General features: G+C 46.9%; 10 protein-coding genes. 6 read left to right on the top strand and 4 right to left on the bottom strand.

The annotated features are described in order from the left end of the window. Nucleotides 1-165 precede the first annotated feature (165 nt). Nucleotides 166-2,100: an FAD-dependent monooxygenase gene (locus tag HH196_RS03985; RefSeq protein WP_169450780.1), complete on the top strand. Its 1,935-nt coding sequence runs from the start codon at nucleotides 166-168 to the stop codon at nucleotides 2,098-2,100. Between the two features lie 99 nt (nucleotides 2,101-2,199). Beyond that, entirely contained in the window at nucleotides 2,200-3,405 is a 1,206-nt protein-coding gene (locus tag HH196_RS03990) for a YbfB/YjiJ family MFS transporter (protein ID WP_248276890.1), read from the top strand. A gap of 2 nt (nucleotides 3,406-3,407) precedes the next feature. Here HH196_RS03990 and HH196_RS03995 read toward each other — a convergent pair whose 3' ends face one another. Next, nucleotides 3,408-4,451 (bottom strand): nitronate monooxygenase family protein, encoded by a 1,044-nt coding sequence (locus HH196_RS03995; protein WP_169450781.1) that lies wholly within the window; start codon nucleotides 4,449-4,451, stop codon nucleotides 3,408-3,410. Between the two features lie 234 nt (nucleotides 4,452-4,685). Between HH196_RS03995 and HH196_RS04000 the strand changes: the two genes are divergently transcribed. Genes HH196_RS04000 through HH196_RS04010 form a run of 3 tightly spaced genes read left to right on the top strand, consistent with a single transcriptional unit; the run spans nucleotide 4,686 to nucleotide 8,397 of the window. Continuing rightward, complete coding sequence (locus tag HH196_RS04000; protein WP_211160815.1) at nucleotides 4,686-5,711, top strand: Fe(3+) ABC transporter substrate-binding protein; 1,026 nt, start codon at nucleotides 4,686-4,688, stop codon at nucleotides 5,709-5,711. A gap of 12 nt (nucleotides 5,712-5,723) precedes the next feature. After that, nucleotides 5,724-7,346 carry an iron ABC transporter permease gene (locus HH196_RS04005; protein WP_169450782.1) on the top strand — a complete coding sequence of 541 codons (1,623 nt, stop codon included), beginning with the start codon at nucleotides 5,724-5,726 and terminating at the stop codon, nucleotides 7,344-7,346. A 13-nt stretch (nucleotides 7,347-7,359) separates the two neighbouring features. After that, entirely contained in the window at nucleotides 7,360-8,397 is a 1,038-nt protein-coding gene (locus HH196_RS04010) for an ABC transporter ATP-binding protein (protein ID WP_169450783.1), read from the top strand. A 23-nt stretch (nucleotides 8,398-8,420) separates the two neighbouring features. On the opposite strand, the gene HH196_RS04015 is transcribed toward HH196_RS04010, so the two are convergent. Further along, entirely contained in the window at nucleotides 8,421-8,921 is a 501-nt protein-coding gene (locus HH196_RS04015) for a YgjP-like metallopeptidase domain-containing protein (protein WP_248276891.1), read from the bottom strand. A gap of 67 nt (nucleotides 8,922-8,988) precedes the next feature. Then, entirely contained in the window at nucleotides 8,989-11,247 is a 2,259-nt protein-coding gene (locus HH196_RS04020) for a bifunctional diguanylate cyclase/phosphodiesterase (protein WP_169450784.1), read from the bottom strand. Nucleotides 11,248-11,375: 128 nt separating this feature from the next. On the opposite strand from HH196_RS04020, the gene HH196_RS04025 reads away from it, so the two are divergent. Beyond that, nucleotides 11,376-12,356: a nucleoid-associated protein gene (locus HH196_RS04025; protein ID WP_169450785.1), complete on the top strand. Its 981-nt coding sequence runs from the start codon at nucleotides 11,376-11,378 to the stop codon at nucleotides 12,354-12,356. Between the two features lie 75 nt (nucleotides 12,357-12,431). Here the strand turns inward: HH196_RS04025 and HH196_RS04030 are convergent, their stop codons facing one another. Next, on the bottom strand, nucleotides 12,432-12,887 hold the full coding sequence (locus HH196_RS04030) for a cytochrome c (protein ID WP_169450786.1): 456 nt from the start codon (nucleotides 12,885-12,887) through the stop codon (nucleotides 12,432-12,434). Nucleotides 12,888-13,004 lie beyond the last annotated feature (117 nt).

Genomic DNA, 13,004 nt, shown 5'->3' on the forward strand with positions numbered 1-13,004 from the left:
CAAATAACCGGGAAGTGCTCACGCAGTTTCCGGTTTTTTAATTCCAAAATATTTCTAATTTTATCTTCTATTTCGAACCGAACATGATTAACATGCTAACAATAAGTTGATATATCAACAAAATTGATAGAGCTAATACCTACAATAAAATTAGGAGTTAACGTCATGCAGTATCACCTAAATGGCTTTAAACCAGGCAACTACCAGGTCATCGATGAAGCGCGCCAGCCCTACCCGAACCCACCGGTAGAGGATCTACCTAGCGAGGTTGATGTCCTGATTGTAGGTACAGGCCCTGCCGGTCTTACCATGGCTCGCCAACTATCAATATTCTCTGATATTAAAACCTGTATCGTCGATATGGCTCCTGGCCCTCTCCTCTTTGGCCGTGCAGACGGTATCTCTTGTCGTACTCAGGAGATTATGGAAGCGTTCAACTGCAGCGAGATGGTGGTTAAAGAGACCTACCACCTCATGCAGAACACTTACTGGGAACCGGACCCAGAAAACCCACAGAATATCCGTCGCCTATACAAAATCGATGATGCCCGTCTTGGCTTGTCAGAGTTTAAACACGGCATCGTTAACCAAGCGCGACTGCATGAGCTGTTAACTGATGGCATGGAGAACTCAGTTACAGGGCTTAAACCTCACTACAGTCGTAAGCTTGTCTCATTTGAGATCGATGAGTCACTGACTCAGGATCTAAACGCATACCCGATTACTGCCACCTTTGAACGAACGGATGAAATGGGTAAGGGCAAATTGGAGACAGTAAAGGCGCGCTTTGCCGTTGGTTGTGACGGCGGTCGCAGCAGCGTACGTCGCGGTATGGGAATTGCGCTGCAGGGCGACTCAGCCAACAAGGCTTGGGGCGTGATGGATATTCTGCTTAATACAGATTTCCCAAATATTCGTGTAAAAGCATTTATCCAATCAAAGGATCACGGCGCGGTGATGACTATTCCGCGCGAAGGTGGATACCTCATCCGCTTCTACGTTGAATTGGATCTACTCGGCAAGGATAAACGTGCCGCCGATGTAGCCCTGACAGAGAAGGATATCATTGCCAAAGCACAGAAGATTTTCCACCCTTACAAGCTTGATGTGAAAGAGGTCGCTTGGTGGTCTATCTATGAAGTGGGGCAACGTATCGCTGAACGCTTCGATAACCGCCCATTAGAGTCTAGTGAAGATATTTTCCCGCGTGCCTTCCTGGCTGGTGATGCCTGTCATACCCACAGCCCTAAAGGGGGTTGGGGTCTAAACACCTCACTACCCGATACCTTTAACCTAGGTTGGAAGATGGCCCATGTTCTGCAGGGTAAGGCAGATCCTAAACTTCTCAACACTTACGCGACAGAGCGACGTAAAGTGGCTCAGCATTTGATTGATGCCGACCGTGAACTCTCTAAACTGGTAGCAACCCGCCCTACTGCTGATGACCAATCAGAGCAGGCGCACGTCGATACCAAGAAAATTGAAGAGTTCATGAAACGCCAAAGCGGTTTTGTAGCTGGCACATCAATCGAGTACTTCCCATCGTACATTTCGACCGGGCAAGAGAACCAACAGCTAGCAACGGGCTTTAACATCGGTCAGCGCTTCCACTCAGCTGAAGCAGCTCGTGTTGCCGATGGACGCCACCAGCATCTTGGTCATCTGGTGAAAGCTGATGGACGCTGGAGAGTGTTCATATTTGGTGGCAAGGATGATCCGCGTAATAGCGCTTCAAGCAGTTATCAATTGGTTGATTACTTAGCCAACCATAGCGAATCGCCTATCGTTAAATACACACCTAAGGGTGCGGATGTGGATTCTGTAATCGATACCTATGCTGTTTTCCAGCAGCAGGATCTAGAGATGCACGATCTACCAAAATTCCTATGGCCTGCGAAAGGTAAGTATGGCCTCAATGATTACGAGAAGGTTTTCCAACCGATTAAAGGTGCGGATATTTTCGATATGCGTGGCATTAATAGAGATGCAGGTTGTATTGTGATCGTGCGTCCAGATCAGCACGTAGCAAACATCCTTCCGCTAACTGCACATGAAGCGCTGTCAAAATTCTTTGACCACTTCATGATTGAGCAGAACTGATCACAGATTAGATTGAAAGCCTGCTGATGCGGGCTTTTTTTCACCATAAAAAATCATTGTAAAACTCTATTTGAAAAAACAGTCACGGTGTCGTGTATAGTGGACCTATTCAAATTAGGGCATCTCATTGTGAACCAGATTGAACATTCAAAAGAGCTTCGTAACCAGCGCAACAAGGTAATCTTTGCTGGTATCTGCTCTATGATTCTGACGGTAGGTATAGCCCGCTTTGCTTACACCCCTCTTCTGCCCTTAATGCTCGAGGAGACGGCACTAACTAAACTTTTCGGGGGCTGGCTTGCAACATTCAACTACATTGGATACCTAGCCGGTGCGCTGTTAGCTGCAAGCCTTAAAGAACTCTCTGTTAAATTCTATCTCTACCGTCTCTACCTCCTGCTTGCCGCCATAACAACCTATGCCACGGGACTGACTGATAACCAGTTGGCCTGGACTATTCTTCGATTTATATCGGGTGTCTCTAGTACAGCGGGATTATTGTTAGCTTCTGGCCTCGTTATCAATTGGCTGAGAGCCAACAGTTTCAAACCACAACTGGGTGTCCACTTTATCGGCATGGGTGTAGGGATTGTCTTCACCGGCCTTATAACGGCGCTACTAGCAGATAAACTCCTTTGGGACGCGCAATGGCAGTACCTAGGTCTATTTGGCTGCATATTTCTTATACCTGCCTGGTTCTGGATGCCCTATCCAGAGAAGTTTGTACAAAACAGTAGCAGTGCAGTGGAACAGCCCTCTTCACGCTTCATGAAACTCTTTATCGCGACCTATTTCTGCGCAGGCGTGGGCTATGTCATCAGTGCTACGTTTATTGTGGATATCCTAGAGAAGACTCCACAACTTACAGGTAAAGGGGGTTGGGTCTGGGTAATTGTGGGTATATCTGCGGCACCCTCAGCGATACTCTGGGACAAAATTGCCAACCGCATCGGCCAGATACAGGCGCTGCAACTCGCTTACCTAATAGAGATTATCTCTTTTGTCCTGCCTCTAACTACAGAGAACAGCACCTTCAGCTTTATCGCCTCAATATTCTGGGGCGCGACCTTTGGCGGAATAGTGAGCCTCACTCTCGCTATTGTGGGTCGTGCTTTCCCAGCAAACCCAGCTAAAGCGATGGCTAAATTAACAATCAGCTTCGGTGTTGCCCAGATCGTTGCCCCTATCTTTGCAGGCTATATCGCCGATGCTACAGGCACCTATTTGTGGGCGTTGATCATCGCAACCCTGGTGATGCTGGCCGGTATGATCTTCCTTCACAAAATTGGATATGAAGTTAAATAGCTTCAACAAAGTTTTGATACTAACTCCCTAGTTAGTAACTCTGCAGAAATTGCTTTGCAGCCCGCGGTATTGGTCCCAGACCATAGGGGCGTGTAATCTGCACAACTCAACTCTTCTGCAGCTGAACGCAAAGGGGCAGATGCTGGAGTTGCATAAGGGAAACTAGGTGCCTGTCTATTCCAAGCGCCGAGCTTCTCTATCATCCCATTAACTATCCCTCGTGCCGGTCGACCTGAAAATATGTTGGTGATGACTGTGTTAGGTGAAGTGGATGCTGCCAACGCTTCACGATGAAGTGGCGAGGTTTTTGCCTCATCACAGAGAAGAAAAGAGGTGCCAACCTGAACTGCGCTGGCTCCTAATTCAATTAACTCCTTCACATCTTGAGCAGATCCGACCCCACCTGCAGCGATTACAGGTACTTTGACCCGCTCAACTATCTCTTTAAGCAACTGCTTCGTAGGTAACTGGGAACTGAGATCGTCCGTCAAAAAGATTCCGCGATGGCCTCCCGCTTCAACACCCTGAGCAATAATGGCATCTACCCCCTGCTCTTCGAGCCAAATCGCCTCTGCTGCAGTTGTGGCAGATGAGAATATCAGTGCACCACTTTCACGCACTTCCGCTAATAGCTCCTCACTGGGTAGACCAAAATGAAAACTGACAACAGCAGGCTTTACTCGCTTCACCACCACAGCAAACTCTGCACTGAAGGGGCGGCGCACAGAGCCATAGTTAATCGAGTGCTCATCGACGCCATACTTTTGATAATCCGCGGCAAAGAGCCCACTCCAATCAGATAGCGCGGTATCGGTAACATCTGGCATGGTGTGGCAGAAGAAGTTGAGGTTAAATGGGTTTGAGGTCGCGGCACGGATTCGAGCAACTTCAGACTCAACCGTTTCAGGCGTTAACATGGCACAAGGCAGGGAGCCCAAACCTCCTGCCTTCGATACAGCAATGGTAAGTTCGGCATCTTGAACACCTGCCATTGGGGCTTGCACGACTGGCAGGTTGAGACCTAACTGCTTAAACGTAGGGTGCATACAAATTCATCCTTTGAACTCTTAAAACTTTGCACTCTTTAAACTAGTGCTAGCACCACTCTACCACCGAGGATCACGCCTCTCACCCTGCCTATTAGTATATTGATCTTACCTAAGGTCAACTTTTCATATAAAAAACCGTTGTAAATGCGAATCATTCTCATATATTATTCTTCGTAAATGCGAATCATTCGCAAAAACCAATCAACACAAACCTAAAGGATTAAGGTGGTAATGATGAAAGTAAGGAAGAGCGTTTTAGCAATCTCTCTATTGGCTATATCTATGTTTAAGGCGGGCATCGTAAATGCTGATGTTAATGTCTACTCGTCGCGAACCGAAGCCCTAATCAAACCTCTACTTGATCGCTTTTCAGCAGAGACAGGTGTTGCGGTAAATCTACTGACTGGCAAGGATGACGCACTGCTAACGCGCCTGCAGATGGAGGGACCAGCCTCCCCTGCTGATCTATTCATTACTTCCGATGTAGCCCGTTTATACCGCGCCAAAACAGCAGGCATCACAGAGGCTGTTGAGTCAGATGTTCTTAACACGGCAATAGCGAGCCAGTGGCGCGATGCAGATAACCACTGGTTTGGTCTAACAAGTCGCGCTCGCCCTATCATCTATGCAAAAGATAGAGTTAAGAGTGCGGAACTGGATCGTTATGAGGATCTTGCAGACCCTAAATGGAAAGGTCGCATCTGTATTCGCTCATCGAGTAACGTCTACAACCAGTCACTCGTCTCATCTGCACTTATAGCCAACGGCGAAGGGGCAACTCTAAAGTGGTTGAACGGTTTAGTCGCCAACTTCAGTCGCCCACCTGCTGGTGGTGATACAGACCAGCTAAAGGCTGTTGCAGCAGGACAGTGTGACTTAACTCTCGCAAACACTTACTATTTAGCGCGTTTAGCAGCGTCTGACAAAGCTGAAGATAGAGCGGTTGCAGCAAAGCTCTCAGTCTTTTGGCCAAATCAGAGCGATCGTGGTGCCCACTTTAATATCAGCGGAATTGCGTTAACTAAAAGTGCAAAAAACCAAGCTGATGCTGTTAAATTAATGGAGTATTTGGTCTCTGATGCAGCTCAACGCTGGTACGCAGAAGTGAATAATGAGTACCCGATCGTCGCTAACGTAGAGGCGTCAGAGCAGTTAAAATCCTTCGGTTCAGCCAAAGCCGATAGTGTCTCTTTATACAAACTGGGTGAGCTAAACGGCAATTCACTGCGTTTAATGGACCGAGCTGGCTGGAAGTAATAACGCCTTAACATGAATCACACCTCAACACTTAAATTGACAGCACTTCTTATTGGAGTGCTATTAGGCCTGCCCATTCTATCTGTGATTGGGCAGTCGCTATTTGCAGGTGTTGAATCGATTAGCCACCTCTGGAATACCGTCTTATCTGAATATATAAGCAACTCCCTCATGTTGATGCTAGGCGTGGCAGTTGGCACCTTATTAATTGGTGTACCAACAGCTTGGCTAACCACAATGTGCAAGTTCCCTGGTAGAGATTGGTTAAACTGGGCGCTCCTTCTCCCCCTCGCTATGCCTGCCTACGTTATCGCTTACACCTATACAGGTATTCTCGATTATGCAGGGCCTATTCAGTCGACACTTAGAGAGCTGACCGGCTGGGGCTATGGCGACTACCATTTCTGGGATGTACGCTCACTGAGCGGTGCAATTCTGATGCTGATTTTGGTGCTCTATCCCTATGTCTATCTCACTGCTCGCGCTGCCTTTTTCGAGCAATCGTCACTCTCGATGGAAGTGGCCAAGAGTCTGGGCTACTCCACACCTAAAACGTGGTTTAAGGTTGCCCTGCCTCTCGCCCGTCCAGCAATTATCGCAGGTGTCACCTTGGCTCTCATGGAGACCCTAGCAGACTACGGGACTGTTCAGTACTTCGGCGTTTCTACCTTCTCAACCGGTATATTTCGCACCTTTTATGGTTTAGGAGATCCCGCATCTGCTGCGCTGCTGGCGACTGGTTTATTGACCTTCGTTGCTGCACTCATTTTTGTAGAGCGATATTCAAGAAGAGGTATCGCTTATCATCAATCTAAAAGCACTCCTAGGGTGCGCCAGTTAATTGAGCTTCGAGGATTCCACGCTCTTATGGCGACACTGGCATGTGCTCTTCCCTTCCTATTGGGTTTTATGCTCCCTGCCCTGCAACTGCTCTTCTGGTCACTATTTGAGGCGGAGCTGGATTGGCCACAGTTTATAAATCTTGCTTGGAATACATTCTATTTAGCGGCACTTGCAGCGTTAATTGCGGTTATTTTGGCATTCACTCTCGCTTACGCACAGCGCTTTGAAAAACAGAGAGTCCTAAAGCTAATAGGCCAATTTGCCGGTTTGGGTTATGCCCTGCCAGGCACCATCATTGCGATAGGTGTACTTACTCCATTGATCTGGTTTGACCATCAACTTATCAAGCTATTCAACTGGTTCGGCATAGCTAATATAGGCTTGCTCTTAAGTGGCACTATTGTCGCTTTGCTGATCGCTTATGCCGTTCGTTTTCTAGCAGTAGCACTTGGCACCGTGCAAGCTGGACTCAATCAGATTTCGCCATCAATAGACTATGCTGCCAAAAGTCTTGGGCGTTCTACCTGGACCACTCTGCGCTTAATCCATGCACCCATCATGAGAAGCAGCCTATTCACTGCTCTGTTGATTGTCTTTGTTGATGTTCTTAAAGAGTTACCGGCAACCCTCATGTTGCGCCCTTTTGACTTTAACACCCTCGCCATCAGAGCCTACGAACTTGCTACTGATGAACAGCTAATTGCAGCAGCGCCACCCTCACTATTGATCGTTGTGGTGGGTTTAATTCCCGTTCTTCTGATTAACCGTGCGATTACACGAAGCGCCTCATAACAAGAGAGTAGAGATGAAAAGCAGCGAATCCTTCAACCTAGATATTCACGGACTCAGCGTAGATTACGATGATCGTGCCGTGTTTAAGGCGCTAGATCTTCAGGTTGGTAGCGATGAATTGCTCTGCCTTCTTGGTCCAAGTGGCTGTGGAAAATCGACGTTATTGCGAGCCATAGCGGGATTCCAACCGATCGCCAGTGGTGCGATTAAACTGCGCGATAGAGTGCTTGTGAATGAGAAGGTTTCTGTCCCCGCCGAGCAGCGTCATATCGGAATGATGTTTCAAGACATCGCACTCTTTCCGCATCTTAATGTTGTAGAAAACCTTGAGTTTGGTCTCTTCAACCTTTCAACTTCTGAAAGGTCTCATCGCGTCAATGAACTCATCAAACGTGTCGGATTAAGTGGCTTAGAGCAGCGTTACCCACACCAACTCTCGGGTGGGCAGCAGCAGCGCGTAGCGCTCGCTAGAGCGATTGCACCTAAACCGTCGATTCTATTACTGGATGAGCCCTTTTCGGGATTAGATGCCAGTTTACGAGAAGAGCTGGTACCTGAAATTGCGCAACTACTGAAACGAGAGGGTATCGGTGCGATCCTTGTGACACATGATCAGACCGAAGCGTTCAGCTTTGCTGACAAAATCGCAGTGATGCATAAGGGCGCACTTGTTCAGGTAGCCGCGCCTTATGAGATATACCACCAACCTAAAACCAAATTCGTTGCCAAATTTACCGGTGGCGGCTCACTTTTAGAGCTCGATAAGTCGAACACAATGCATGCAAAACTGGTATCAGGTGTTATCTCCACATCTCAGTTTGAAACTTCATCTACCCTCTTTATACGACCAGAAGAGATAGTGATTGATTCAGAGAGTGAAGTGAAAGGTGTTATCACGCAACGACGATTCCAAGGCTCTCACACTCTCTATGAGATTCAACTTGATGATGAGCAAACACTCTTATCGCTGTCACTTGATTGCCACAATTTGGCTGTTACAGACACCGTCGGAGTTCGTTATAAATCAGCGTACCCAGTACTTTTTAACTAGAGCTAGTTCCTGTACAGAGCCCCTTAACTCCAAAGCTCGCCATATCGCTCTTTATGGGCTAGATAGAGGCGCACTTCAAACTCCAGTTGATGGTAGTCAGGCTCCATATAGTTACAGAGTTTATAGAAGGCTTTGTCGTGAGATTTCTCTCGCAGATGGGATAACTCGTGGACCACAATCATTCTAAGAAAGGGTTCGGGGACGGCACGAAATAGAGAGCTTATCTTGATCTCATTCTTCGCTTTTAGCTTATTCCCCTGCACCCGTGAGACAAACTTGTGTAAGCCGAGCGCGTTATCGATCACATGAATCTTGTCGTCATAGCACACTTTAGAGATAGGGTTTGAGCTCTTCATGTACTGGTTTTTGAGCGCTTGGGTAAAGTCATACAGCGCACGCTCAGAGGCGAAGGAGTGCCGTGTTGGATAACGGCCTAACAACCAAGTACCGACCTTATTAGCATCCAACATCGCTTCCGCTTGCTGCACGGTCTCTGGGTTGTAACCTTTTAAATACCTAGACACATTGCTTCCCTCAACTATCCGTTCAATTCTAAACAGGAGGGGAAATAACTCAACAGCTTGTTCGTGGTTAGTTTTGATTCTCGCGCATCCAAACCAATAACTTATCGAAAGGCATCGGTTTAGCACAGTAGTAGCCCTGTATCAGGTGACAGCCTAGATCCCTTACAACCTCAGCTTGCTCTTTGGTCTCTACACCCTCTGCAATCACTTTAAGACCTAGGGCTTTAGACATATCCACAATCCCCTTCACAACACGACGAGTACTCTCGCTTACAGCCAGATCATCAATGAAGGATTTATCAAATTTGAGTAGATCAAAAGAGATCGATTTTAAATAAGCAAAGGATGAGTAACCGGTACCAAAGTCATCCATACTCAGTTTCACACCAAGATCATGCAATTTAGCAAACTGCTCGTTAATACCGATCACATTGGAGACACGCATCGATTCAGTCACCTCAACCTCAAGGAAGTGCCCCTGTAAATGATGCTTGGATAGAGTGGATTCTATTCGTTGCGAAATATCTTCTAACTGAAGCTGTTTAGGCGATATATTGATCGCCATCGAGAAGTCATCGAACCCCTCGTCAACGAGTTGCTTGGCTGCCTTACACCCCTGATCAATAACCCAGCCGCCAAGCAACACAATAAAATCTGTCGCCTCTGCTAAAGGGATGAAGCGATTGGGTCCAAGTAGCCCCTCCTCAGGATGATGCCACCTAATCAGCGCTTCAATCCCCTTACATTGACCTGTAACGGCATCGACCTGAGGCTGGTAGAAGAGCTCAAACTGATGTTTACGTAGCGCTTCATGCATGCCCGCTATTAACGCAATCTGCTTTTGTGCCTGCTGATTATATTCAGGATTAAAGTAAGCCCAGTTATGCTGGTCACTAGACTTCGCTTCACTCAATGCCACAAAGGCTTTATTCAAAAGTGCTTCAGCATCTCTGTCCTGCTGATTTGAGAATACGATACCAAATTTAGGCGTTAGGTATATTTGATGGCCTTCAAGCTCAATTGCAGCATTGAATTTACTCTCTATTGCGACCTTCAACTGCCATACACGATCATCAGATTGACCATCCACAAGCAACAAAAATTGGCAGGCGGTAATACGTGCAAGCACCTCATATGATTTAAGCAGAGGGGTTAAACGCTTTACTGTCTCTAGAATCAACTCATCACCCGCTAAATATCCTAGGCTAGAGTTTGTTGTAGATAGGCCATTGAAATGCACTATAACAAGGCTAAGTTGGTGATTTTGCGCCAATCGATTACCTACTGAATCGATCATACTCATCTTATTTGGCAGTGTTGTTAACGCATCGGTATTGGCCAACTTAACCAGCTTCTGCTCATAGGATTTAGTTTCACTTACATCGTTGATAACGACAGAGTGAAATGTCTTATCGCCTTCACGCCACTCACCAAGCGAGAGTTCAATATTTAGCGATTCACCGGCACGATTTTTGGCTATAAATGGAATCGAGGTACCGGAACCATAGTTGGCCAGAGCATGTTGACTTGAGGCTAAAGAGGAATTTTGAAAGTCCGGTAACTGTGGCGGCATAATCAAGGCATAGAGAGATTGACCAATCACCTCATCGCTTGAGTAGCCAAACATCGCTTCTGCACCTGCATTCCAGCGCAAGATCTTACCTTCGTTATCGATAGCGACTAGCGCTTGACTCAATGCAGACTGCACAAAGGCTTGGGTACGCGCTTCGGATAGCGCTAGCGAGTTAGCTTTATCAAGAGCATCCATCATAAAACGACGCGTAAGATTGCTTAGTCGGTGAACCATGATCCCAATGAGCAGGGTCATAGCTAGGGTTGCAGCAATAACCAGACTCCAAGCTGCACCTGAGTGGCTATAGCTATCATCCACCGACATCACGTGACCATCGCCGAGATGGAAATTCGCAATGAATCCCAATAGCGCCAGAGTGACAATTCCTAGTAGTAAAGCAGCCTGCGGACCAATTAGGGAGACAGTAGCTGTTAGTGCAACCAGAATAAACGCGTGGCCTCCAGTTAAAAGCCCAAGCGCTAAAAAGCCATTGAGTCCAATAAACAGCAGTAGCAAAACCGCAAACCAAGCTTTAAAAAGATAGGGAAAGCGTTTTTTAAAAAAAGTGATCGTAACAAGTGAAATAACAGAGAGAACATGCACTGTCATAATCGGCTGCCATCCGATTTGATTTGCGCGGTAGAGAGAGACCATCAGCAGCAAAACGCCAATGATTGAGAGCACCATAAAGAACTGGTTTACCATCTGGTTTCGCACAGCAATCTCTTGCTCGGTCAACTGAAGTCTAAACATGGCAGTTTCCAATTGTTGATATATTCAATGTAGACCTCATTTCCAGAAGTGCAAATGTTCTAAATCAATAGGAAAGCGATAAGATTGTTGCTACCTTTACCGATCAAATTTTTTGAAGTGCCTTTGTCATGTCCAATATTCAAGCAATTGCTCACCGCCTTACCCGCTGTGTAGGCGAACAATCGTTTAGCCTTAGCGAAACAGTGTTCACCGAAGCTGAACTAAACCGTGCCCTACTCTCAGAACTTAAAGGGGTGTTCAATCGCCGCGCTAGCAAACGCTATGGTCGTTTTGCTGATGAAGGAACAGCATTTAAAGGGCTCGTTTTAAACTTTCTAGATAGTGCTATCGATTTCAAATCGTTTAGCAGCAAGGTACTCGAACAGCTCGCTATGATGATTGAGCATGAAGATATCGAGACCGATGGCCACTGGGTATTCCTACTTGAGGAGATGGAGGGGCGTCGCTACCTATGGGTCGCATCTCTGCTGCAACGTGATGGTTTGGCGTTGAATAGCGATAATAACTTGCTGGCGAGTGGTTACATCGACTTTGCTAAGAGCGGTATCTGCTTCCGTATTGAACTTGATGATCTGCAGCTACCCGATCAGCAGCGTTTTATTACCCTCTCGTTTGGCTTCGGTGATCGTGCCTTACAAGGTGCCATGATGAGCTTTGTCGGGTTTATGGATACTGTGGATACCACCGCTGATACCGAACGCTTTATGGAGGCAGTAAAGCAGTACAGCGCTTCCATGCCAGAGGAGAACTCAAAGCGTTTTCAAAAAGAGGCTGCTGAGTTCTGTATTGAGCAATCAAGCCAAGGCGAGTCTGTCAGTTACAAGGATCTAGCGGACTCTGTTGATTCGGTAGCCAGCGTTCGATTTGACCGCTACGTCGCCGAAGAGGCACCCGAACTCAAGGACAACTTCATCCCTGATCGCAGCGCCCTTAAAAAGTACATCCGCTACACAGGCAGAACACGCGATGTATCCGTAAGCTTCAGCAATGAATCACTGGGGCGCGAGATCTCATTTGACCCAGAGAACAACACCCTGACCCTCAAAGAGCTCCCCGCTTCTCTAATCAAACAGTTGAAGGGCGAATAGGTCAATTTATCTTGGTTTATTGCACCGTAGGAGCGCATTCACACGAAGCGTGAAGCCGCGAAAAAACTGACGGGATCAATCCTTATATTTTCTATGACAATCCGCGCAATCCTGACGCAACGCATCAACGATTGGGCGCAGGGTTGCCAGATCTTGCGGGGTATTGTTTACCAACTCCTCTGTTCGATTAACAAAGGCACTCATCAGCTCATTAAAGTTTGAATTGTCCGCCCAGATTTCCGGTGAAGCATCGCCATAGGGTGCAACCGATTTGAATAACGGTGCTATGGCTTTGGCCGCATCGTTTAATTTAACAACGGACGTATCGATAATAGCCTGTTGATAGGGATCATCACCTTTTGCGATATCACTGATAGGACCAAAGGCGCGGCGCATCTCTTTAAATGCAGCAACACGCTCACCATGCCAGGTGCGGAAGGTTTTGCCATCTACCGCTTTAGTGAAATCGTAATAGAGCCAGCCACCCAACGCGATAACTACAACCAAGCCTACTCCAATTGTCTGTTTCATAATCTTCTTCCAGAATTAATCACACTCCGATTCTATATAAAGATTCTGAACAGAGTCTTTAAACACTGTAAATAAGGGTCACAGGGGCGAAGAGCTCAATCACACTTTTTTTTCAAA

Origin of the sequence: Marinobacterium sp. LSUCC0821 (assembly GCF_012848475.1) — a bacterium.
GTDB lineage: Bacteria > Pseudomonadota > Gammaproteobacteria > Pseudomonadales > Balneatricaceae > Marinobacterium_E.